The following is a 21,583-nucleotide window of genomic DNA, read 5'->3' as shown; positions in this document are numbered from 1 at the left end:
CGACACCGGCCGGCCGGGGCCGCCGGTGTCACCGTTCGGCGCCCGCGGGCACCGTCTCCTCGTCGCGTGCGGGTGCCTGCGGGGCGGGTGTGCGGCCCGGCAGGAACAGGGCGACCACGATCGCGCCGAGCAGGGCGACGAGCGCGGAGCCGAGGGCCGTGACGTGCATGGCGCTCATGAAGGCGTCGTGCGCGGCGGCGACCAGCGGGGTGCCCGCCGGGCCCATCTTCTCGGCGACGCCGAGGGTCGCCTCGATGGACTCGCCCGCCGCGTCCCGGGCCCCGGCCGGCAGTGCGCCGAGGTGGCCCTCGATGTCGCCCCGGTAGACGGTGGACAGCACCGAGCCGAGGACGGCGATCCCGAGGGCGCCGCCGACCTGCCGGAACGTGTTGTTGACGGCCGAGCCCGAGCCGGCCTTCTCGCGCGGCAGCGCCTGCATCACGGCCACGGTGACCGGCGGCATCACATGCGCCATGCCGGTGCCCTGGACGAAGAAGACCAGGCACATCAGCCAGACCGGGGTCGAGGCGTCGAACAGCGTGAAGGCCGCCAGGCCGACCGCGACCATCAGCATGCCGACGGTGCACACGGCGCGGGCGCCGAAGCGGTCGACGACCAGCCGGGCGCGGGGTGCGAAGAGCATCTGCGCGACGGCCAGGGGCAGGATCAGCAGACCGGACTGGAGCGCGCTCCAGCCGCGCACGCTCTGCATGTAGAAGGCGGAGAAGAAGGTCACGCCCATCAGCGCGAAGAAGACCAGCGCGATGGCGGCGACGGCCGCGGAGAACGCGGGCTTGCGGAAGTACGAGATGTCGATGGCCGGGCTGCTGCTGCGCTTCTCGTGAAGGACGAACACCACCAGGACGGCGAGTCCGCCGATGACCGGGAGGAGCACGGAGCCGGCGGTGAAGTCGGCCAGCTCACCGCCGCGGATGATGCCGTAGACCAGCAGCACCAGGCCGATGATGGACAGGATCACGCCGACCGGGTCGAGCCGGCCGGGCTTCGGGTCCTTCGAGTCCGGCACGAGCACCACCATGGCGACCAGGGCCACGATCACGACGGGCACGTTGACCAGGAAGATCGAGCCCCACCAGAAGTGCTCCAGGAGCAGCCCGCCGGTGATGGGGCCGATCGCGATGCCGAGGCCGACGCTGCCGGCCCAGATGCCGATCGCCTTGGGCTGCTCCTCGCGCTCGAAGACGTTCATCAGGACGGCGAGCGTGGCCGGCATCACGAAGGCGGCGCCGAAGCCCATCAGGGCGCGCCAGGTGATCAGCTCGCCGGGCGAGCCGGACATGGCGGCGAGGGCGGAGCCGATGCCGAACAGGACGATGCCGAAGAGCAGCACCTTCTTGCGGCCGAGGCGGTCGCCGAGGAGGCCTGCGGTGAAGAGCAGTCCGGCGAAGACGAGCGTGTAGGAGTTGATCGCCCACTCCAGCTCGCTCTGGGTGGCCCCCAGCCCGGTGGGCGAGGGGGAGGCGATCGTCTTGACGGCGACGTTCAGGATGGAGTTGTCCAGCACCACGATGAGCAGGCTGAACATGAGAACGCCGAGGATCGCCCAGCGGCGGCGGTGGACCGCCTCCGGGACTCGGGACACGACGGCGGGAGCGCCGGACGGTATGGACATGGACAGCAGCCTAACGCCGTTTCGATACGAGACCGTCTCGTATTGGAAAGTCTTTACCGTGCCGTGCGGCCATCGGGAGGCCCACCGGGCTCCGTGTGCGGGCCCACTTCCCGCGAGCGGCTCCGGGATGCCACCATGGAAGCGATCCGGGGACGCCGTCAGGGCGCCTCGAGATGACGAAGGAGCCGTTGGCCATGTCGCTTCAGGCTGCGCACAACCAGTCCACCCCCTCCCCCGCGGGACCTCCCTCCGACAGCAGCAAGGCGCTGTACGGGGGCAAGAGCAACCGCCGGGTCACCGTTCACGACATCGCCGCCGCCACCGAGCGCGGCGAGAAGTGGCCCATGCTCACCGCCTACGACGCGATGACCGCGTCCGTCTTCGACGAGGCCGGCATCCCGGTCATGCTCGTCGGCGACTCCATGGGCAACTGTCACCTCGGCTACGAGACCACCGTGCCCGTCACGATGGACGAGATCGCCATCCTCTCCGCCGCCGTCGTCCGGGGCACCAGGCGCGCCCTGATCGTCGCCGACCTGCCCTTCGGGGCCTACCAGGAGAGCCCCGTCCAGGCCCTGCGCAACGCCACCCGGCTGATCAAGGAGTCCGGGGTCGGGGCGGTCAAGCTGGAAGGCGGCGAGCGCAGCCACGAGCAGATCAAGCTGCTGGTCGACGCCGGCATCCCGGTGATGGCCCACATCGGCCTGACCCCGCAGTCCGTCAACGCGATGGGCTACCGGGTGCAGGGCCGCGGCGAGGAGGCCGCCCAGCAGATGCTGCGCGACGCCAAGGCCGTGCAGGACGCGGGCGCGTTCGCCGTCGTCCTGGAGCTCGTACCGGCCGAGCTGGCCGCCGAGGTCACCCGCACCCTGCACATCCCGACCGTCGGCATCGGCGCGGGTCCGGACACCGACGCGCAGGTGCTGGTCTACACCGACATGGTCGGGCTGACCGGCGGCAAGGTCCCGCGCTTCACCAAGCAGTACGCCGACCTGCGCCAGATCCTCGGTGACGCCGCGAAGGCGTACGCGGACGAGGTCGTCGGCGGCACCTTCCCGGCCCCGGAGCACACCTTCCACTGATGCCGCAGGGGCCTTGCCCCCGTTGACCACAGCGGCACCAACGACAGCCCGCCGACTTCCCCCATCGGCGGGCTGTCGGCCGTTGTCGGCGGCTGTAGGCAGGCTGTCGGCCCGCTGTAGGCGGACTGTCGGTGGCGACTGCTCTGATAGGGGGCATGACGCGAATCGACAAGACCCCCGGAAACGGCAGGACCGGCGGGAACGCCGTAGAGGTGCGGGGACTGGTCAAGCACTACGGCGAGACCAAGGCCCTGGACGGCGTGGACCTCGATGTCCGCGAGGGCACCGTGCTCGGTGTGCTCGGCCCCAACGGCGCCGGCAAGACCACGCTCGTACGGGTGCTGTCCACCCTCATCCAGCCCGACGCCGGACACGCGGTCGTGGCGGGCTTCGACGTGGTGAAGCAGCCCCGCGCGCTGCGCCGCACCATCGGCCTGACCGGGCAGTACGCCTCGGTCGACGAGAAGCTCTCCGGCTGGGAGAACCTCTACATGATCGGGCGGCTGCTCGACCTCCCCCGCAAGAAGGCGCGGGCGCGGGCCGACGAGCTGCTGGAGCGCTTCTCGCTCACCGACGCGGCGAAGAGGGCCGCGATGGAGTACTCCGGCGGAATGCGGCGCCGCCTCGACCTGGCCGCCTCCATGATCGGCAGCCCGGCCGTCCTGTATCTGGACGAGCCGACCACGGGGCTCGACCCCCGTACGCGCAACGAGGTCTGGGACGAGGTGCAGCGCATGGTCGCGGAGGGGGCGACCGTGCTGCTCACCACCCAGTACATGGAAGAGGCCGAACAGCTGGCCAACGAGCTGACCGTCATCGACAAGGGCAAGATCATCGCCCGCGGCGGTGTCGACGAGCTGAAGGCCAAGGTCGGCGGCCGCACCCTGCAGATCCGCCCCTCGGACCCGGCCGAACTGGCCGCGATGGCCCAGGCGCTGCGGGAGGCCGGTCTCGACGGCGTCGCGGGCGCGCAGGCCGTCCCCGACGAGGGCCTGCTCTACGTACCCATCCTCAGCGACGACCAGCTCACGGCCGTCATCGGCCTGCTCGGCACCCGGGGCTTCTCGCTGGCGCACGTCGCCACCGCACTGCCCAGCCTGGACGAGGTCTTCCTCGCCATCACCGGCGACAAGGCCACCGTCACCGACACGATTCCCCAGGAGGTCGCGGCATGAGCACGACGACTCTGACACCCGCCCCCACCGGCACCGCGCCGTCCGCCCCGGCCGCCCAGGTCCATGACGAGGGCCGGATCGGGCTGCGGAACAACCTGCGCCACATCGGGGCGCTGGTGCGGCGCAACCTGCTCCAGATCAAGAAGGATCCGGAGTCGATGTTCGACGCACTCCTGATGCCGATCATCTTCACGCTGCTGTTCGTGTACGTCTTCGGCGGCTCGGTCGGCGGCAGCATGGGCGGCGGCCGGCAGGAGTACCTGAACTACCTGATCCCCGGTCTGATGGCGATGATGGGCATGAACATCGCCATGGCCGTCGGCAGCGGGGTCAACGACGACTTCCGCAAGGGCATCATGGACCGGTTCCGGACCATGCCCATCGCCCGGTCCTCGGTGCTCATCGCGAAGATCGTGGTCGAGCTCGGACGCATGATGGTCGCCACGCTCATCCTGCTGGCCATGGGCTTCGCCCTCGGCGTGGAGCTCCAGGAGTCGGTGCTCGGGCTGATCGGGGCGATCGCCCTGTCGGCCGCCTTCGGTGCCGCCATCATGTGGATCTTCATCCTGCTCGGACTGACCATGAAGACGGCCCAGGCGGTCCAGGGGATGGGGATGCTCGTGCTGATGCCGCTCCAGTTCGGTTCCTCGATCTTCGCCCCGACCAAGACCATGCCGGGCTGGCTCCAGACGTTCACCGACTACAACCCGCTGTCGAACCTGGCCGACGCCGCGCGTGCCCTGATGATGGGCGGCCCGCTCGCCCACTCGGTCTGGGTGACGCTCGGCTGGACCGTGGTGATCACGGCGGTCATGGCCCCGCTCGCGGTGGCCAAGTTCCGCAAGAAGTCCTGACCTTCGGTTCAGTGCCGGTACGCGTCGACGAGGGCGGTGGCCTCCTCCAGGGAGAGGCCGCCGCCCTCGGCGCGGGCGGCCTCGTAGGCCGTGTCCCCCAGCTCGCCGCGGACCAGCCCCTCGGCGTGCGCGAAGTTCTCCCGCTCCATCGCCGTCAGGAAGTGCCCGGGCGGCAGGAGTTCCCGGGAGGCGGCCAGCAGCCGCGCCGCGAGGGCGGCCGCGCGCTCCCCGCCGAGTCCGCCCAGGGCCCAGGCCGCGGTGACCAGATGGATCACCGCCATCTGCGGGGCCACCATCTGCGTCAGCAGATCGCCCAGGTGCGACAGCGCCTGCCGGGCCCGCTCCAGCGCGATCGCGTACTTGCCCTCCAGGTTGTCCAGCCAGGCCAGGGCGCCCACCACGAAGCCCTCGAAGATCTCCATGGTCTGGGGCTCGAACTCCCGCCGCAGTTCGCCGAACTGCTCGCGCGCCTCGGCGGTACGGCCGGTGCGGCCCAGCCACAGGGCCAGGAAGAGCCGGGCCGCCGGTCTCGCCCCGTGGCCCGCGTGCCGGCTGTCGGCGAGGACCTCGCGCAGGACCGCCTCGCCCTCCTCGCCCCGGCCGAGTTCGGTGATCGCGGAGGCGTAGCGGGTGCGGAGCACCGCGACCTGGACCAGGGCGCCGAGCTTCTCCGCCGAGCCGATCGCCGCCTGGTAGTCCTCGGCCGCCCGGGTGTAGTCACCCGTCTTCTCGTGCGCCTCGCCGCGCGAGGAGAGCGCCTCGGCCATCCCCCACTCGTCACCGAGGCGGCGGAAGATCTCCAGGCTCTCGGCGGCGTCCTCATGGGCCGCCCCCGCCCAGTCGGGGCGGTTGGCCAGGACGTTGGCGCGCATCTGGAGGGCCGCGGCCATCTCCCACTCGTAGCCGAACTCCCGTGTGGCGCGGACCGTTTCGTCCAGCAGGTTCCTCAGGTCCTCGACGCCGCCGGTCAGCATGACGGCGAAGAACCAGAGCGAGGCGGGGCTGCGGCAGGTCTGCGGCTGGCCGGCCCGGTAGGTGGCGGCGATCGCCCGCAGCCGCTCCATGGTGGCCTCGTTCTTCCACTGGTCCATCGCGTGGTCCAGGCTGACGAGGCGGACCAGGGCCACCTGGCGCCGCGCCTCCTGGAGCAGTTCGGGACCCATCGGCGGGGGTGCGTCCGTGCAGCGTTCGTGGATCGAGGGCGCGGGGGCCGGCGGTCCGGCGAACGGATCGGGGCCGAGCGCCGCAGCGGCCTCGGACCAGTGCAGGGCGTCGCTGCGCAGATCGCGCATCTGCCAGTACCAGGACAGGGAGAGCACCATGCTCAGCGACTCCTGCTCGTCGCGGGCGGCGACGGCGTGCCGCAGGGCGGTGCGCAGGTTCTCGTACTCGCGCTGGAGGAGTTCGATGGCGGCCTGCTGGCCGGCGCCCCGGAGCAGGGGGTCGGTGGTACGGGCCAGCTCCCGGAAGTACACCTGGTGCCGGCGCTCCACCGCGTCGCGCTCGCCCGCCTCGTCGAGCCGTTCCGCCGCGTACTCGCCGACCGTCTCCAGGAGGCGGTAGCGCATCCCGCCGTCCGCCGCGGGCGCGGCCACCACCAGGGACTTGTCGACGAGGGAGCCGAGCCGCCCGGCGATGTCGTGGGCCTCTGCGGGACTGTCCGCGCAGACCGCCTCGGCCGATTCGAGGGTGCAGCCGCCGGCGAAGACGGACAGCCGGCGCAGAGTGGTGCGTTCGTCCCCGGGGAGCAGGTCCCAGGACCAGTCGACGACGGCCCGCAGGGTCTGCTGGCGCGGAAGCACGGTACGGCTGCCGTTGGTCAGCAGCCGGAACCGGTCGTCGAGCCGGTCCGCGATCTGCTGCGGGGTGAGCATCCGCAGCCGGGCGGCGGCCAGTTCGATGGCGAGCGGCAGTCCGTCGAGCCGGCGGCAGATCTCGGCGGCGGCCGCGGCCGTCTCCTCGTCCGCGTCGACCCGGAAGCCGGGCAGCGCCGCGGCGCCGCGCTCGGCGAGCAGGCGCAGCGCCATCGGATCGGGCAGCGGCTCGACGGGCCGGACGAACTCGCCGGGCACGCCGAGGGGTTCGCGGCTGGTGGCGAGGACGGTGAGCCCGGGGCAGCGGGCCAGCAGATGGTCCGCGAGGTCCGCGGCGGCCTCGATCACATGCTCGCAGTTGTCGAGCAGGAGCAGCATGCGGCGCCGGGAGCAGTACTCGGTGAGCCGGGCGAGCGGTTCGCCGGTGCCGCGCTCGGCGGCCCGCAGCTCCTCGGCGCCGGCCCCGCGCAGCACGGTCTCGCGGGCGCCGAGCGCGCTGAGCACCGCCTCCGGGAGCGCCTCGGGGTCGTCCACGGGCGCGAGTTCGGCCAGCCAGACGCCGTCGGGCCACTGCTCGGGGCCGGTGGACTCGGCGACCTCCTGGGAGAGCCGGGTCTTGCCAGCGCCGCCGGGGCCGAGCAGGGTGACCAGGCGCGCCCGGGTGAGGTCGCCGCGCACCGCGCCGATGTCGCGCTCCCGCCCGACGAAGCTGGTGAGCCTGGCCCGGAGGTTGCCCGGCCGGGCGGCGGGCACGGGGGCGGCGGGGGGCGCGGTCCCGGCGGGCGGGGGTGTGCGCGGGGCCGTCCCGGCCGGTTCCTGGCGCAGGAGTTCGGCGTGCAGCGCGGTCAGTTCGGGGCCGGGGTCGGTGCCGAGCCGGTCGGCGAGTCCGGTGCGCACCTCGTCGTAGGCGGCGAGCGCCTGGGCGGTGCGTCCGGCGTCGCGCAGGGCGCGCAGCCGCAGGGCCTGGAGGGGTTCGTCGATGGGGTGCTCGTCGCAGAGCGCGGCGAGCTCAGGCAGCACCTCGTCGGCCCGGCCCAGGGCGAGCGCGGCGGTGATGCGGGCGCGGCGGGCGTCGAGGCGTCGGGCCGTCCAGCGCGCGGCGACGGCGTGCCGGTCGGGGAGGTCGGCCAGGGCGGGGCCGCGCCAGAGGCCGAGTGCGTCGTCGAGGAGGTTCAGGGCCTTCGCCGGGTCGCCGTCCTCCAGGGCGCGCGTCCCCTCCCCCCCGAGCCGTTCGAAGCGGTACAGGTCGACGCTGTCCGGCTCGGCGGCCAGCCGGTAGCCGCTCTCCGCCGAGGTGACGGCGGCGTGGCCGAGCGCCCGCCGGAGCCGGCCCACCAGGGCCTGGAGCGCGCCCGTCGCGTCGCCGGGCGGTTCGCCGTCCCAGACCTCGTCGACGAGCACCCCTGCGGGGACCGTACGGCCGGTGCGCAGCGCGAGTACGGCGAGCAGGGCACGCAGCCGTGCCCCGCCGAGGGCGACGGCCGTGCCGTCGTCGCGGAGTGCCTGGGTGGTACCGAGGATGCCGTAGCGCACGCGCCCATTGTCCGTGACCGGTGGCCGGTTGCGTACAGCCGCCCGGCCGTACCCCCGCGCCCCGTCCGTCCCGCCCCCACCCTTTCCGGAACCACCCGCCCGATGCGAGACGTTTTCCCCGTGTCGCCTGTACGGTCGGGGCTCGCCGCCCGCCCGCTCCCGCCCGTCCCGAAGCCACCTGGAGCCGCCGATGACCACCGCCACCGCCCGCAGCGACCGGCGGATCAGCCCGGTGTTCCTGGGCATCGCCGCGGTGACGGCGGTGTCCGGCTGGGCGCTGTGGACGGACTTCGCCGGTCAGCCGGGCCTCGCCACGTTCCTCTTCGTCACGTCGGCGTGGGTCGTCTCGCTCTGTCTCCATGAGTACGCGCACGCCAGGACGGCGCTGCACAGCGGCGACATCTCCGTCGGCGCCAAGGGCTACCTCACGCTGAACCCGCTGAAGTACACCCATGCGCTGCTGAGCATTGTGCTCCCCGTGCTGTTCGTGATCATGGGCGGGATCGGTCTGCCGGGCGGCGCGGTCTTCATCGAGCGGGGGCGGATCCGCGGCCGCTGGAAGCACAGCCTGATCTCGGCGGCCGGGCCCCTGACCAACGTGCTGTTCGCGCTCGTGTGCACGGCGCCGTTCTGGCTGGACGCGCTGAGCGGCGTCCCCGGCCCGTTCCGCAACGCGCTGGCGTTCCTGGCGCTGCTCCAGGTGACGGCGGCGATCCTGAACTCCGTACCGGTGCCGGGTCTGGACGGCTACGGGGTGATCGAGCCCTGGCTCTCGTACCGGGTGCGGCGCGCTGTGGAGCCGATCGCCCCGTTCGGGCTGATCGCGGTGTTCGCGCTGCTGTGGATCCCGGAGGTGAACCTCGCGTTCTTCCACGCGATCGACGCACTGCTGGGGTCGCTCGGCGTGGAGGAGTTCCGCTCGGACTGCGGGTTCGACACCTACCGGTTCTGGCAGTCGGAGAACCCGTTCTGCACCGCGCGGTGACGGCGCGAAGGGCCTAGGCGCTCCGGACCGGCCGGTCCGCGCGGTGCCGGCGCACGTAGTACCACGCCATGTTGGACGAGAGTCCGACCAGCAGCACCCAGACGATCCCGAGGAGCCAGCTGCCCTGTACGAAGGAGATCACGGCGGCGACGACGGCGAGGACGCAGACGGCAACGGCGTAGAGAGCGAGGCGGGGCATGGGGGTGGCTCCTGTCGGGGGGGTGGTGCGCGGTCCCGTCCAGTGTCCCCCATGCCCCGGCCGCTCCGAGCAGGGTGGGTGCGCCCGGCTCACACGTCGGTGGCGCGCAGCCCCGCGTGTGCCTTGTAGCGGCGGTTGACGGAGATCAGGTTGGCGACCAGCGACTCGACCTGGTGGGCGTTGCGCAGCCGGCCCGCGAAGATCCCGCGCATGCCCGGGATCCGGCCGGCCAGCGCCTGGACGAGGTCGGTGTCCGCGCGGGCCTCGCCCAGCACGAGGACATCGGTGTCGATCTCCTCGATGGACTCGTCCTGGAGCAGCACCGCCGAGAGGTGGTGGAAGGCGGCGGTGACCCGGGAGTCCGGCAGCAGGGCGGCGGCCTGCTCGGCGGCGCTGCCCTCCTCGGGCTTCAGGGCGTAGGCGCCCTTCTTGTCGAAGCCGAGCGGGTTGACGCAGTCGACGACGAGCTTGCCGGCCAGCTCCTCGCGCAGCGACTCCAGGGTCTTGGCGTGCCCGTCCCACGGCACGGCGACGATCACGATGTCGCTGTCGCGCGCGCAGACGGCGTTGTCCGCGCCCCGGACGCCGTGGCCCAGCTCCTCGGCGGCGGCCTCGGCGCGGTCCGCCGCGCGGGAGCCGATGATCACGGACTGTCCGGCGCGGGCGAACCGGTAGGCGAGGCCGCGCCCCTGCGGGCCGGTACCGCCGAGCACGCCGACCGTCAGGCCGGAGACGTCGGGGAGGTCCCAGGGATCCTTGGCGGGGGGCTTGGGCGCGCTGCCGCTGTCATTCGTAGTCATGGCCCCGACACTACTGCCAGGTAGGGGGCGTGACGGCCCTTCCCCCGGCGGGAGCCGCGGCCGGCCGTACGGACCCGTTCGGATGGTTCCGCCGGTGTTCGCCCGGTGCGGGGGCCGGGTGTGCTGCATGATGCCGGGCCATGGATGCCGTACGTGTGGCGCTGCTGCGTGAGGTGCTCGCCGGGACCCAGTGGCCTGCGGCCACCCGGCGGTTCGCCGGGACGCTCCGGTCCTGTGTCGTCCCGCACGGCGGCGGGCTGCTGCTGGTGGGGACCGAGGAGTACGAGCCCTGGCATCTGGCCGCCCATCTGGTCGACGAGTCCACCTGGTCGGGGCTGCCCGAGCTGGCGCCCACGCTGGTACGCCACCGGGTGCGGGCCGGCGACCCGGCGCACCTGGCGGTCGGGCTGGGCCGGATCGAGGCGGCCGGGCGGGGCGAGACGCTGCTCGTGGTGGTGCCGGAGCGGCCGGACGAAGGGCTGCTGGAGCGGGTCCACGACGCCCGGCGGGCCGGGGCGACAGTGCTCTCGCTGGACAACGGCGATCCCGAGGTCCGGGGGCTGGCCCATGAGGCGCTGTCGGTGGCGGCGGGCGACGACGTGGACCTGGACACGGTCCAGCACCTGGTCAGCGCCGCCGCCGGGGAGAACAGCGCGCCCGTGCCGCGCGGCCGGCGGAGTTTCCGGGACCGGCTGTCGCGGCTCGCGGACCAGCTGACCGCACCGCCGCCGTCCCGCTGGTGAGCGGAGCCGGGGCGGGCCGGGCAGGGGGCCGGGGCCTGCCGCGGGAATGCGTTTGCATCGGGCATGTATCCGGACGGAGCATGTCGCCTTGTGACCTCTCGCTCCTCCCTCGCCGCCAGGCTGGCCACGCTGCTTCCCGATCTTTCGCCCTGGCGGTCCTCGGCGGACTTCCGCCTGCTGTGGGTGCAGGGGATCGTCACGTACTTCGGCAGTTTCATGGCGCTGATCGCGCTGCCGCTCCAGATCAAGGACCTGACCGGCTCCCCGCTCGCGGTCGGCGCGATGGGCGCGGTCGAGCTCGTGCCGCTGGTGGTCTTCGGGCTGTACGGCGGCGCGCTCGCCGACGCCGTGGACCGGCGCAAGGTCATCCTGGCCACCGAGGCGGGGCTCGGCCTGCTCGCGGTGGTCCTGCTGGTGAACGCGATGCTGCCGCACCCCATGCTGTGGCCGCTCTACGTGGTGGCCGGCGGCGTCTCCGCGCTCGCCGGGCTCCAGCGCCCCGCGCTGGACTCGCTGATGGCCCGGATCGTCCCGCACGACCAGCTGGGCGCAGCCGCCGCCCTGAACTCGCTGCGCTGGCAGGCCGGCGCCATCATGGGCCCGGCGCTGGCGGGCCTGGTGGTGGCATACGCCGGGCACGCCACGGCGTACGCGATCACCGTGGTCACGTTCGGCGTCTCCGTCCTGCTGTGCCGCGGGCTTTCCCCGGCCCCGCCCGCGGAGAAGGGACAGAGGCCCTCGCTGCGCGGCATCGCGGAGGGGGCGCGCTACGCCTGGTCCAAGCCGGTGCTGCTGGGGACGTACGCGATCGACATGGCGGCGATGTTCTTCGCCTTCCCGAACACGATCTTCCCTTTCCTCGCGGACGACCTGGACGCCGACTGGGCGCTGGGGCTGATGTACGCGGCGGGCTCGGTCGGATCCCTGGTCCTGGGCCTGACCAGCGGCTGGACCGCACGGGTGCGCCGGCACGGGCTGTTCGTGGTGTGCGGGGCGGCCGTCTGGGGGCTCGCCATCGCGGCGGCCGGCTGGTTCGGCAACATCTGGCTGGTGCTGGGCTGTCTGACGGTCGCCGGCGCGGGCGACATGCTCAGCGGGCTCGGCCGCTCGACCATCTGGAACCAGACCATCCCGGAGGAGCTGCGGGGCCGGCTGGCGGGCATCGAGGTGCTCTCGTACAGCGTCGGACCGCAGCTGGGCCAGGTGCGGGCCGGCGGCATGGCCGGGTGGACGGGCACCCGGACGGCGATCTGGAGCGGGGGCGTGGCCTGTGTCGCCTCGGTGGCGCTGCTGGCGGCGGCGCTGCCGAAGCTCCTCACGTACGACTCGGCGACCGACGAGGACGCGCTGCGCAGGCGCACACAGAGCGAGGAGGCCCTGCGGGCTCAGCCCGCGGGCTGAGCCCGGGGCACGGACCCCGGGCCCCGCACGCTCAGCCGGCCGGGTCCTCGTCCGGCCCCTGGCGGTCGTGCCACTTGGGGTCGTTCTCCCACTCCAGGTTCCGCTCCCGCGCGATGTCCATCGCGTGCTGCGCCTCCTCGCGGGAGGTGTACGGGCCGAAGCGGTCCTTGGCCGGGCAGTCGGGGCCCTCCTCGACCTTCCTGTGCTCCAGGCAGTAGTACCACTCGCCCGGCTTGCCGACCGTGCGCTTCTTGAACAGGGCCATCACCGGCTCCTTTCCTCGGTGCCATGCTGCCCCAGACACGCTGGTTAGACTCGCTGGCATGTCTGGCCAGTCGCTGCTTGTACCAGGGGAGCTCACTCCCGTCCGTTCCGTGCCCGGAAACATCCGGCGCCCCGAGTATGTGGGCAAGCCGGCCCCGACGCCGTACACCGGCCCGGAGGTCCAGGACGCCGACACCATCGAGCGCATGCGCATCGCGGGCCGGATCGCCGCGCAGGCGATGGCCGAGGCCGCGAAGCACATCGCACCGGGCGTCACCACGGACGAACTCGACCGGGTCGCGCACGAGTTCATGTGCGACCACGGCGCCTATCCGTCGACGCTGGGCTACCGGGGCTTCCCGAAGTCGCTGTGCACCTCGCTGAACGAGGTCATCTGTCACGGCATCCCGGACTCCACGGTGCTGCGCGACGGCGACATCGTGAACCTCGATGTGACCGCGTACATCAACGGGGTGCACGGCGACAACAACGCCACCTACCTCTGCGGCGAGGTGGACGAGGAGTCGCGGCTCCTGGTGGAGCGCACCGAGGAGTCGCTGAGGCGGGCCATCAAGGCGGTGCGGCCGGGCCGCCAGATCAATGTGATCGGGCGGGTCATCGAGTCGTACGCCAAGCGCTTCGGCTACGGGGTGGTGCGGGACTTCACCGGGCACGGGATCAATTCCTCGTTCCACTCCGGTCTGATCGTCCCGCACTACGACAGCCCGCACGCCACGACCGTGATGAAGCCGGGCATGACGTTCACCATCGAGCCGATGCTGACGCTCGGGTCCCACGACTACGACATGTGGGACGACGGCTGGACCGTGGTGACGAAGGACCGCAAGCGGACCGCGCAGTTCGAGCACACGCTCGTGGTGACGGAGACGGGCGCCGACATCCTCACGCTCCCGTAAGCCCCCTCGCTCCCGCCGAACGGCCGCCCCTCCCGGGCGGCCGTTCCCGTCTCCCCGGCCGTTTTTACCGACAGGCCGTCGGCAATTTTACCGACAAGCGGTCGGCAAACAGTTGACTTAGGTATGCCTAAGTAGGAAGATCGACGCATCGGCAGACGTTGCGGCGGACCGCTGCGGCGCGCCGATATTTCCGTCTCTTTCTGGACTTCCCGTCCCCCTCGGTCCCCGGAGGCCCGCCTTGGACGCAACCGTCACCGCCACGCCCTTCTCGACGCTGATCCGCACGGCGTCGCACGAGCAGCACACCGAGGCCGAGACCTCGACCTTCATGAGCGACCTGCTCGGCGGGCGCCTCGGCGTGGACGCGTACACGCGCTACACCGAGCAGCTGTGGTTCGTCTACCGCGCCCTGGAGGACGGTGCCGAGGCGCTGGCCGCCGACCCGGTCGCCGGGCCGTTCATACAGCCCGAGCTGATGCGCACCGCCGAGCTGGAGCGCGACCTGGCCCATCTGCGGGGCGCGGACTGGCGCGAGGGCCTTGAGCCGCTGCCGGCCACCGCGGCGTACGCGGCGCGGGTCGCCGAGTGCGCGCGCACCTGGCCCGCCGGTTACATCGCGCACCACTACACCCGCTACCTCGGCGACCTGTCGGGCGGCCAGATCATCCGCGACAAGGCCGAGAAGACGTGGGGCTTCGCGCGGCGGGGCGACGGGGTGCGGTTCTACGTCTTCGAGGAGATCTCCAACCCCGCCGCGTTCAAGCGGGGGTACCGGGAGCTGCTGGACGCGGTGGACGCGGACGACCTGGAGAAGCAGCGGATCGTGGACGAGTGCAAGCGGGCGTTCTCGCTGAACACGGCGGTGTTCCGGGAGCTGGGTGAGGTGTTCCCGATCAGTGCGTAGGCCTTGGGCGGCCGGCGGCGGGGTGGGGTGACCGGAGTTGTCCGGTGGGCCCGGCCCCGCCGCTTCGTTCTGTCCTCAACCGCCGGACGGGCTTGATTTCTGCCGCTGCCGGTTTGATCTGGCGCCGACGGGCTTGATTCCGTCGTCTCCGGTCGTCACAGGCCCGCCTGGGCCAGGAGTACGCGCCCGCCGAGTTCGACCGTGCCGTCCGGGGCCGGGGCGGTGAGGAGCTGGGAGCCGCGGCCCTGGTGGATGTTCAGGGCCCGGCCCAGACGGGCGCTGAGCAGCAGGGCCGCCGCACCCGTCGCCTCGTCCTCGGTGATGCCGTCGTCCCGGCGGGGGAACGCGCGCGCCCGCACCCTGCCGCCCGCCTCGTCCTCCCACGCCCAGGCGTAGAGCCAGCCCTCGCCGGGCGGCGGGGCCGGCAGCGCGTCGACCTCGGCGGGCGAGCCGTACTGCTCCAGCGTGCGCGGCGGCGCCCACTCCGGGCGGGCGGTGATCCAGCTGAACTCGCCGTCCTGGCGGGCGAAGACCTCGCCCACGCCGAGCTCCAGCACCTCCAGGTCGAGCAGCCAGGCGGCGCCCACCACGGGGTGCCCGGCGAACGGAAGCCGGAGCCCCGGGGTGTAGATGTCCAGATGACCGCGCTCGGGGTCGTCCACGAACACGGTCTCGCTGAAGCCGAGTTTCCGCGCCAGCTCCTGCCGGGAGACCTCGTCGGGTTGGTGGCGCCCCTCGCGTACGACTCCGAGGGCGTTGCCGTGCCTGCCGTCGGGGCCGCAGAACACGCGCAGGACATCGATACCGGCTCCGGCGGGTACGTCGTAGTCGCTCACGTGCGCATTCAAGCACCCCGCCCGGACACCGGCCCCGCGAAAGGGCCGCTGTCCGGGCGGTGGTGGCGTGGTGCCGGGGTCAGACGGTACGGCGACGGCGGGCCACGACGACCGCTCCGGCGCCGGCCGCCACGATGGCGCCGGAGGCGACGAACAGCGCGCCGGCCGGGATGTCGGAGCCGGTGGAGGCCAGGGCGCCCGAGCCGCCGACCGTGCCGCCGCCGCCCACGGTGCCGCCGGTGGACGAGCCGCCGGTGGTGGAGCCGGCCGTCGAGCCGCCCGTGGTGGAGCCGCCCGTCGTGCCACCGGTGGACGGGAGGTCGGCGTCCTTGTCGAGGGAGACCGCGACGGTCAGCGCGTCGAGCTGCTCGCCCGCCTGGTACATCCCGCCGAAGGCCTTCGTGGCGCCGTCGGCGGTGAGGCTCGCGGGAACGCCGGAGAGGGTCACCACACCGTTCTTGGCGGTGAGTCCGCCGGCCGGCAGCTTGAGTTCGGCGACGGCGAGACCGGTGTAGGTGGAGGTCTTCTTCGTCTCGCGGTCCTTGGAGGAGACGTCGGCGACGAGCTTGCCCTTGGTGCCGTCCGCCTGGATCTTCAGGTGGCTCAGGGAGAGGTCGAGCGTGTAGGCGTCGCCCTCCTTGTGGCCCAGGAAGCGGACCTTGCCGTCGAACTCGGCGTTCAGGGTCTTCTTGTCGGCGTCGAAGCGGCCGGTGGCGTCCGGGAAGCGGTAGCCGTCGCCGGTCGCGGTCGCGCCGCCCGTGGTCTCGACCTTGCCGTGGGCGATGGGGCCGGTGACGTACGAGCGGAAGGAGGCCTTGACGCCCCAGTCCAGGGTGCCGTCGACGATCGCGCCCGGGTCGGCGGCCGGCTTGTCGGTGGCCGTGGTGGTCGGGGAGGGCTTCGGCGTCGGCTGGGTGGGCTCGGTGGTGGGCTTGTCCGTCGGCTTCGTGGTGGGCTTGTCGGTCGGCTTGTCCGTCGGCTTGTCCGTCGGCTTCTCGGTCGGGGCCGCAGCCGCCGTCACGGTGAGCGTGGCGGGGTCGAGGACCTCGCCCTCCTTGTACTGGCCGTCGAAGGCCTCGGAGCCCGTCTTGGTGAGCTTGGCGGGGATGTCCTTGAAGACCATCGCGCCGCCCGCGCCCTGGCCCGGCCGCACGGCCGAGAGGTCGAGGTCGGCGATCGCCACGTCGTTCCTGGTGCCCGAAGGCGTCGCCACGTCGGCGGTGATCGCGCCGCCCGTACCGGCCGTCGAGACCTTCACGTCGGAGAGCGTGATGTCCAGGATCCCGCCGTGCGCCGAGAAGTTGACGCCGCCCTGGAAGGCGGTGTCGGTGGCGTGCGTGGTGGTGTCGTACGTGCCCTTGCCGTTGACGAAGGTGAAGACACCGTTGTTCGCGGCCTGGGTGGCACCGTCCTTGACGGTGATCTTCCCGGCGCCGCCGATGTACTTGCGGAAGGACTCCTTGAAGCCCCAGTCCAGGGTGCCGTCCTTCAGCTCGATCGTCGTGGCCGTCGCGGCCTGCGGCGCGGAGCGGTCGGCGGCGAGCGCCGGGAGCGCGAAGGCGGCACCGAGCGCGGCAGCGGTGGCGACGGCTGCGGCGAGGGCTATGGGGCGGCGGGTTGCTGCCATGGTGGGTGGTCTCCTCAGGGATGAACAGCGGGCAATGGGGATGGTGTGGGGGGAGGGAGAAAGAACAGGGGGCGCGGGGTCAGGAAGGCGTGCCGGAGTCCGGCGTCGAGCGGTTGCGGCGGACCAGGAACAGCACGCCCGCCGCAGCCGCGGCGAGCACGGCGGCGCCGCCGAGCGCCAGATACAGCCCGGTCCGTGACCCCTCGTCGGCCGCCGATGCCTCGGCTGCCTCGGTGGTCTTCGCGGCGGGGGTGTCCGAGGGCTGCGGCGAGGGCGTCGGGTCGCTGCCCAGATCGGGGAGCGCGGGCAGCTTCGCCTTCGCGTCGACGGCCACGGCGAGCGAGACCGGGTCCATCGCGGTGCCCTCCTTGTAGAGGGAGCCGAACGCCTTGGCGCCGTCGGCGGTCAGGGTGGCGGGCGCCTCGGTGAGGACCGCCACTCCGTCCTTCGGCTCGAACTCCTCGGCGGCGAAGGTGACGAGCGGCACGGCCTTGCGGGTCTCGCCCTCGCTGCGGACATCGGCGCGCAGGGTGCCCTTGCCCGCCTTCAGGCCCACCGCGAACCGGGAGAGCGTCAGATCGAGGTCGTTCGCCCCGGTGAAGCGGACGCTCCCGGCGAAGGTGGCGGCCAGGGTCTGCTTCTTCGGGTCGTAGGTGCCCTGCCCCTTCGGGAAGCGGAAGAGCGCGCCGCCGTCCTGGGCGCCGTCGGCCAGGGTCCACTTCCCCCGGCCGATCGAGCCGGTGACGTACTCGCGGAAGGTGCGGCGCACGCCCCAGTCGACGGCGGCGTCCTCGACACGGCCGGCCGCGGTCTCCTTCGGCTTCGCGCCGGGCTTCCCCGAGGACTTCGTGACGGACGGCTTCGGGGCGCCGGGCTTCGCTGCCGGTCCCTTGGTGTCCACGGAGAGGCTGACCGGGTCCAGCGGCGTGCCGGCCGTGTAGTAGCCGGCGAAGGACTTCGCGCCCTGCGAAGTCAGGGTCGCCGGGACGCTGTTGAGGGCGACGGGGGTGGAGCCGCCCCGCATGTCGATCCCGGACAGGCCGAGCGTGGCCAGCGGCACCTGGGCGGTGGTGGTGACCCGCCCGCTCCCCCGCTCCTTGCTGACCATGTCCGCGTAGAGGGTGCCGGCGCCGCCCTGGATGCGGACGGTGGGGCGGCTGATGGTGAGGTCGAGTTCGTAGGAGCCGTCGGACTTCTTGTGGCCGAGGAAGCGGACACCGCCCGAGAAGCCGGCCCGGAAGGCCCCGCTCGCCGGGTCGTAGGACCCGGTGGCGGAGTGGAAGCGGAACTGGCTGCCGCCGACCGTGGCGGCGCCGCCGGTCAGGCTCCAACTGCCGTGCGCGATGGGGCCCGTGACATAGCTCTGGAACGAGGACTTGATGCCCCAGTCCAGCCGCCCGCCCTGCACCGTGCGGGACGCCGCTTGCGCGGCGGTCGCCGGGAGCAGTGCTCCCAGCAGGACCGCGAGAAGCGCGACGGCGAGCGCGCGGGCCGGTCTGAACGATGGCATGGGGACCCCTCCGAGGGCTGGATACGCAGGTAAGGCTAACCTAAGGTATGTACATCCTGTGCCGGTACCCCCTTCCGTCACATTCCTCGCAGATCACTCCCAACCGCTCACCCCGGCCCATGCCGTGGCCCGAGCCGCAGAACGACAGGACGGTGCCCCCGTGCGCAACTCGCAGGACTTCGCCCCGCCGGGCCGGCGACGCACCGGCGTCCTGACGGCCGCCCTCGCCCTGGCCTCGGCCCTGGTGCTGGCCGGCTGCGGCGGCACGGGAACCCCCGCGGCGAAGTCCGCGGGCGCCGGGGCCTCCTCGGCCGCGGACGCCGACCGGATCGAGCCGCTGGCCACCACACCCGCGCCGGAGCTGCCGGTGACCGTGAAGTCGGCGGACGGCAAACGGACCACCATCACCTCGGCGGACCGGATCGTGCCGCTGACCGGCAGCCTGAACGAGATCGTGTTCACGCTCGGCCTCGGCAAGCAGGTCGTGGCCCGCGACATCACCGCCACCTTCGAACAGGCCGAGAAGCTTCCCGTGGTGACCCGGGCCCATGACGTGTCGGCGGAGAGCGTGCTGTCCCTGAAGCCCACCGTCGTCCTCGCGGACACCACGACCGGCCCGGCCGAGGCCATCGGCCAGATCCGGGACGCCGGGATCCCGCTCGTGGTCGTCGAGCCGGCGAAGGAACTCGCCGACGTCGGCCGCCGGATCGAGACGGTGGCCGCCGCGCTGGGCGTACCGAAGTCCGGCGCGGAGCTGAAGAAGCGCACCCAGGAGCGCATCGACGCGGTGCGCGACTCCATCCCGGCCCCGGCCGAGGGCGCGAAGAAGCCGCGCGTCGCCTTCCTCTATCTGCGCGGCTCGGCGTCCGTCTATCTGCTCGGCGGCCGGGAGTCCGGCGCGAGTTCGCTGCTGGAGGCGGCGGGCGCGGTGGACGCGGGCAAGGCGTCCGGACTGAAGAAGGACTTCACCGCCATCACCAGCGAGGCCCTCGCCAAGGCGGCCCCCGACGCGATCCTCGTGATGACGAAGGGGCTCGAGTCGGTCGGCGGCGTCGACGGACTGGTGAAGATCCCGGGCGTCGCCGAGACCCCGGCCGGCCTGGACCGGCGGATCGTCTCCATCGACGACGGGGTGCTGCTGAACTACGGGCCGCGCACCGACCGGGTGCTGAGCGAGCTGGTGGAACAGCTCTATCCCGAGAACGGCGCCGCCAAGTGACCACCTCCTGCGACACACCTGCCGAGGCGGCACAGGGGAAGCCGGAGCCGGCTCCCGCGCCGCCGCGCGCCCGGCGCTCGACGGCGTTCACGCTGACCGCCGGACTGCTCGCCGTCCTCGTGCTGTGCTGTCTGCTGTCCGCCGGCCTCGGCGCGTACGGCATCCCGCTCGGTGACGTCCTCGCCTCCGTCCAGCACCGGGCGGGGCTCGGCGGCCACGCGCTGGACCGGGTCGGCGAGAGCGTCCTGTGGAACGTACGGCTGCCGAGGGTCGTCCTCGCGCTGCTGGTCGGCGCCTCGCTCGGCTGCGCGGGCGCCCTGATGCAGGGGGTGTTCGGCAATCCGCTCGCGGAGCCGGGCGTCATCGGGATCTCCGCAGGCGCGGCGGTCGGCGCGGTCGCCTCGATCGCGCTGGGGCTGAGCTTCTTCGGCAACTGGACCATCACCGTCTGCGCGTTCGCCGCCGGTCTGCTGACCGTCCTGCTGGTGTACGCGCTCTCGCGGTCGGGCGGCCGGACGGAGGTGGTGACGCTGATCCTCACCGGCATCGCCGTCAACGCCTTCGCGGGCGCTCTGATCGGTCTGTTCATCTTCTTCGCGGACAACGCGCAGATCACCCAGATCACCTTCTGGCAGCTCGGTTCGCTGGCCCAGGCCACCTGGCCCAAGGTGCTGGCCGTCCTGCCCTGCGCGGTGCTCGGCCTGGTCATCGCCCCCTTCTACGCCCGCAAGCTGGACCTGCTCGCCCTCGGTGAGCGGCCCGCCCGGCACCTGGGTGTCGATGTCGAACGGCTGCGCATCGTGCTGGTGCTGGTCGTGGCCCTGCTGACCGCCGCCGCGGTGGCGGTTGCCGGGATCATCTCGTTCGTCGGACTTCTGGTGCCCCATCTGCTGCGGATGGCGAACGGGCCCGGACACCGCTTCCTGGTTCCCGGCAGCGCGCTCGGCGGCGCCCTGGTCCTGGTCGCGGGCGACCTCGCGGCCCGTACCGTCGCCGACCCCGCCGAACTGCCGCTCGGGGTGCTCACCGCGCTCTTCGGCAGCCCGTTCTTCTTCTGGCTGCTGCGCAGGACCCGTCGCAAGCAAGGTGGTTGGGCATGAGGACGCTGCGGAACCCCTTCGCCCCACGCGGCCGGCAGCTGCCCGTGCCCGTCGCCCCCGGCGGCCCGGTCGCCGAGGCGAGCGGGCTGCGGGTGCGGCTCGGTGGACGGCAGGTGCTCGACTCCATCGACCTGACGGCGCACGCGGGCGAGGTGCTGGCCCTGGTCGGCCCCAACGGGGCCGGGAAGTCCACGCTGCTGGCCGCGCTCGCCGCCGACCTGCCCGCCGAGAGCGGAGCCGTACGGATCGACGGCCGGCCGGTCACCGGCTGGACCGCCCCCGAACTGGCCCTGCGCCGGGCCGTGCTGCCGCAGTCCGCCGCGCTCTCCTTCCCCTTCCCGGTGGAGGACGTCGTACGGATGGGGCGCGCGCCCTGGGCGGGGACGGACCGGGCGGACGAGGACGATCCGGCGGTGTACGCGGCGATGGCGGCCACCGAAGTCACCGAGTTCGCCGCCCGCCCCTTCTCCGCGCTCTCCGGCGGCGAGCGGGCCCGGGTGGCGCTGGCCCGGGTGCTCGCCCAGCGGGCCCCGCTGCTGCTGCTCGACGAGCCGACCGCCGCGCTGGACCTGCGCCATCAGGAACTGGTGCTGCGGATCTGCCGGGAGCGGGCGGCTGCCGGTGACGCGGTCGTGGTCGTCCTGCACGACCTCGGCCTGGCCGCCGCGTACGCGGACCGGGCCGCCGTGCTCCACGACGGGCGCATCGCGGTGGCGGGAGCGCCGGCCGAGGTGTTCACGGACGCGTTGCTCAGCCGGGTCTACCGGCAGCCCGTCGAGGTGTTCCCGCACCCGCGGACCGGGGTGCCGCTCGTGGTCCCCGACCGCACCGCTTGACCAGTGCTTTGCCTGTCCGGGATACGTCCATGGGTCGGCTGTGATCGGCCCGTTCCCGGGCCCGGCCAGTGAGAGCTGAATCACTGCGAGGGTGGGTACCGACCAGGTAAGCCTCGGTTAAGTTAGGTCAGCCTCACCCACCATTTTCCGC

The 21,583-nt window shown here is 72.7% G+C and carries 19 protein-coding genes; 11 read left to right on the top strand and 8 right to left on the bottom strand.

The window, feature by feature from the left end; translation table 11 throughout:
* Nucleotides 1-28 precede the first annotated feature (28 nt).
* Complete coding sequence (locus RLT58_RS25845; RefSeq protein WP_311312750.1) at nucleotides 29-1,633, bottom strand: MFS transporter; 1,605 nt, start codon at nucleotides 1,631-1,633, stop codon at nucleotides 29-31.
* A 194-nt stretch (nucleotides 1,634-1,827) separates the two neighbouring features.
* Between RLT58_RS25845 and panB the strand changes: the two genes are divergently transcribed.
* The 3 genes from panB to RLT58_RS25830 all read left to right on the top strand — a co-directional run bounded on the left by panB (nucleotide 1,828) and on the right by RLT58_RS25830 (nucleotide 4,744).
* Entirely contained in the window at nucleotides 1,828-2,715 is an 888-nt protein-coding gene (gene panB, locus RLT58_RS25840) for a 3-methyl-2-oxobutanoate hydroxymethyltransferase (protein WP_311312749.1), read from the top strand.
* 155 nt (nucleotides 2,716-2,870) lie between these two features.
* The gene (locus RLT58_RS25835) at nucleotides 2,871-3,890 is read left to right on the top strand and encodes an efflux ABC transporter ATPase subunit, DrrA-related (RefSeq protein WP_311312748.1); all 1,020 of its coding nucleotides are present in this window, start codon (nucleotides 2,871-2,873) and stop codon (nucleotides 3,888-3,890) included.
* Nucleotides 3,887-4,744: an ABC transporter permease gene (locus RLT58_RS25830; RefSeq protein ID WP_311312747.1), complete on the top strand. Its 858-nt coding sequence runs from the start codon at nucleotides 3,887-3,889 to the stop codon at nucleotides 4,742-4,744. Before RLT58_RS25835 ends, RLT58_RS25830 begins: the two co-directional genes overlap by 4 nt.
* Nucleotides 4,745-4,752: 8 nt before the next feature.
* Here the strand turns inward: RLT58_RS25830 and RLT58_RS25825 are convergent, their stop codons facing one another.
* Complete coding sequence (locus RLT58_RS25825) at nucleotides 4,753-8,091, bottom strand: ATP-binding protein (RefSeq protein WP_311312746.1); 3,339 nt, start codon at nucleotides 8,089-8,091, stop codon at nucleotides 4,753-4,755.
* A 190-nt stretch (nucleotides 8,092-8,281) separates the two neighbouring features.
* Here RLT58_RS25825 and RLT58_RS25820 point away from each other — a divergent pair, with 190 nt between their 5' ends.
* Nucleotides 8,282-9,076, top strand: coding sequence for a site-2 protease family protein (locus tag RLT58_RS25820; protein WP_311312745.1), 795 nt, complete (start codon nucleotides 8,282-8,284; stop codon nucleotides 9,074-9,076).
* 13 nt (nucleotides 9,077-9,089) lie between these two features.
* Here the strand turns inward: RLT58_RS25820 and RLT58_RS25815 are convergent, their stop codons facing one another.
* Together RLT58_RS25815 and npdG are read right to left on the bottom strand one after the other, a co-directional pair.
* Entirely contained in the window at nucleotides 9,090-9,275 is a 186-nt protein-coding gene (locus RLT58_RS25815; RefSeq protein ID WP_311312744.1) for a hypothetical protein, read from the bottom strand.
* Between the two features lie 89 nt (nucleotides 9,276-9,364).
* Entirely contained in the window at nucleotides 9,365-10,075 is a 711-nt protein-coding gene (npdG, locus tag RLT58_RS25810) for an NADPH-dependent F420 reductase (RefSeq protein WP_311312743.1), read from the bottom strand.
* Between the two features lie 140 nt (nucleotides 10,076-10,215).
* Between npdG and RLT58_RS25805 the strand changes: the two genes are divergently transcribed.
* Together RLT58_RS25805 and RLT58_RS25800 are read left to right on the top strand one after the other, a co-directional pair.
* Complete coding sequence (locus tag RLT58_RS25805) at nucleotides 10,216-10,818, top strand: hypothetical protein (RefSeq protein ID WP_311312742.1); 603 nt, start codon at nucleotides 10,216-10,218, stop codon at nucleotides 10,816-10,818.
* A 90-nt stretch (nucleotides 10,819-10,908) separates the two neighbouring features.
* A complete protein-coding gene (locus tag RLT58_RS25800; RefSeq protein ID WP_311312741.1) occupies nucleotides 10,909-12,219 on the top strand; it encodes an MFS transporter in 1,311 nt (436 codons plus the stop codon).
* A gap of 31 nt (nucleotides 12,220-12,250) precedes the next feature.
* On the opposite strand, the gene RLT58_RS25795 is transcribed toward RLT58_RS25800, so the two are convergent.
* On the bottom strand, nucleotides 12,251-12,484 hold the full coding sequence (locus RLT58_RS25795) for a hypothetical protein (protein WP_311312740.1): 234 nt from the start codon (nucleotides 12,482-12,484) through the stop codon (nucleotides 12,251-12,253).
* A 58-nt stretch (nucleotides 12,485-12,542) separates the two neighbouring features.
* Between RLT58_RS25795 and map the strand changes: the two genes are divergently transcribed.
* Both map and RLT58_RS25785 read left to right on the top strand, forming a co-directional pair.
* Nucleotides 12,543-13,400 carry a type I methionyl aminopeptidase gene (gene map / locus RLT58_RS25790; protein ID WP_311312739.1) on the top strand — a complete coding sequence of 286 codons (858 nt, stop codon included), beginning with the start codon at nucleotides 12,543-12,545 and terminating at the stop codon, nucleotides 13,398-13,400.
* Between the two features lie 238 nt (nucleotides 13,401-13,638).
* Nucleotides 13,639-14,304 (top strand): biliverdin-producing heme oxygenase, encoded by a 666-nt coding sequence (locus RLT58_RS25785; protein ID WP_311312738.1) that lies wholly within the window; start codon nucleotides 13,639-13,641, stop codon nucleotides 14,302-14,304.
* A gap of 155 nt (nucleotides 14,305-14,459) precedes the next feature.
* Here the strand turns inward: RLT58_RS25785 and RLT58_RS25780 are convergent, their stop codons facing one another.
* The 3 genes from RLT58_RS25780 to RLT58_RS25770 form a co-directional block, all read right to left on the bottom strand.
* On the bottom strand, nucleotides 14,460-15,140 hold the full coding sequence (locus RLT58_RS25780) for a PhzF family phenazine biosynthesis protein (RefSeq protein ID WP_311312737.1): 681 nt from the start codon (nucleotides 15,138-15,140) through the stop codon (nucleotides 14,460-14,462).
* A gap of 79 nt (nucleotides 15,141-15,219) precedes the next feature.
* Nucleotides 15,220-16,767: an HtaA domain-containing protein gene (locus tag RLT58_RS25775; RefSeq protein WP_311312736.1), complete on the bottom strand. Its 1,548-nt coding sequence runs from the start codon at nucleotides 16,765-16,767 to the stop codon at nucleotides 15,220-15,222.
* A 79-nt stretch (nucleotides 16,768-16,846) separates the two neighbouring features.
* A complete protein-coding gene (locus RLT58_RS25770; RefSeq protein WP_311312735.1) occupies nucleotides 16,847-18,277 on the bottom strand; it encodes an HtaA domain-containing protein in 1,431 nt (476 codons plus the stop codon).
* 160 nt (nucleotides 18,278-18,437) lie between these two features.
* Between RLT58_RS25770 and RLT58_RS25765 the strand changes: the two genes are divergently transcribed.
* The 3 genes from RLT58_RS25765 to RLT58_RS25755 are packed head-to-tail and all read left to right on the top strand — an operon-like array spanning nucleotide 18,438 to nucleotide 21,432.
* Nucleotides 18,438-19,496, top strand: a complete 1,059-nt coding sequence (locus RLT58_RS25765) for a heme/hemin ABC transporter substrate-binding protein (protein WP_311312734.1) — start codon at nucleotides 18,438-18,440, stop codon at nucleotides 19,494-19,496.
* A complete protein-coding gene (locus tag RLT58_RS25760; protein ID WP_311312733.1) occupies nucleotides 19,493-20,596 on the top strand; it encodes a FecCD family ABC transporter permease in 1,104 nt (367 codons plus the stop codon). The genes RLT58_RS25765 and RLT58_RS25760 overlap by 4 nt, the downstream gene beginning before the upstream one ends.
* Nucleotides 20,593-21,432: a heme ABC transporter ATP-binding protein gene (locus RLT58_RS25755; RefSeq protein ID WP_311312732.1), complete on the top strand. Its 840-nt coding sequence runs from the start codon at nucleotides 20,593-20,595 to the stop codon at nucleotides 21,430-21,432. Before RLT58_RS25760 ends, RLT58_RS25755 begins: the two co-directional genes overlap by 4 nt.
* Nucleotides 21,433-21,583 lie beyond the last annotated feature (151 nt).

Origin of the sequence: Streptomyces sp. ITFR-16, assembly GCF_031844705.1 — a bacterium.
Classification (GTDB): Bacteria; Actinomycetota; Actinomycetes; order Streptomycetales; family Streptomycetaceae; genus Streptomyces.
This window is presented reverse-complemented; position numbering and strand designations above follow the sequence as displayed.

Bases quoted from the DNA above. Each gene is read 5' to 3' on its own strand.
- RLT58_RS25845 (WP_311312750.1), bottom strand. From the start codon at position 1,633: ATGTCCATACCGTCCGGCGCTCCCGCCGTCGTGTCCCGAGTCCCGGAG.
- panB (WP_311312749.1), top strand. From the start codon at position 1,828: ATGTCGCTTCAGGCTGCGCACAACCAGTCCACCCCCTCCCCCGCGGGA.
- RLT58_RS25835 (WP_311312748.1), top strand. From the start codon at position 2,871: ATGACGCGAATCGACAAGACCCCCGGAAACGGCAGGACCGGCGGGAAC.
- RLT58_RS25830 (WP_311312747.1), top strand. From the start codon at position 3,887: ATGAGCACGACGACTCTGACACCCGCCCCCACCGGCACCGCGCCGTCC.
- RLT58_RS25820 (WP_311312745.1), top strand. From the start codon at position 8,282: ATGACCACCGCCACCGCCCGCAGCGACCGGCGGATCAGCCCGGTGTTC.
- RLT58_RS25815 (WP_311312744.1), bottom strand. From the start codon at position 9,275: ATGCCCCGCCTCGCTCTCTACGCCGTTGCCGTCTGCGTCCTCGCCGTC.
- npdG (WP_311312743.1), bottom strand. From the start codon at position 10,075: ATGACTACGAATGACAGCGGCAGCGCGCCCAAGCCCCCCGCCAAGGAT.
- RLT58_RS25805 (WP_311312742.1), top strand. From the start codon at position 10,216: ATGGATGCCGTACGTGTGGCGCTGCTGCGTGAGGTGCTCGCCGGGACC.
- RLT58_RS25795 (WP_311312740.1), bottom strand. From the start codon at position 12,484: ATGGCCCTGTTCAAGAAGCGCACGGTCGGCAAGCCGGGCGAGTGGTAC.
- map (WP_311312739.1), top strand. From the start codon at position 12,543: ATGTCTGGCCAGTCGCTGCTTGTACCAGGGGAGCTCACTCCCGTCCGT.
- RLT58_RS25775 (WP_311312736.1), bottom strand. From the start codon at position 16,767: ATGGCAGCAACCCGCCGCCCCATAGCCCTCGCCGCAGCCGTCGCCACC.
- RLT58_RS25770 (WP_311312735.1), bottom strand. From the start codon at position 18,277: ATGCCATCGTTCAGACCGGCCCGCGCGCTCGCCGTCGCGCTTCTCGCG.
- RLT58_RS25755 (WP_311312732.1), top strand. From the start codon at position 20,593: ATGAGGACGCTGCGGAACCCCTTCGCCCCACGCGGCCGGCAGCTGCCC.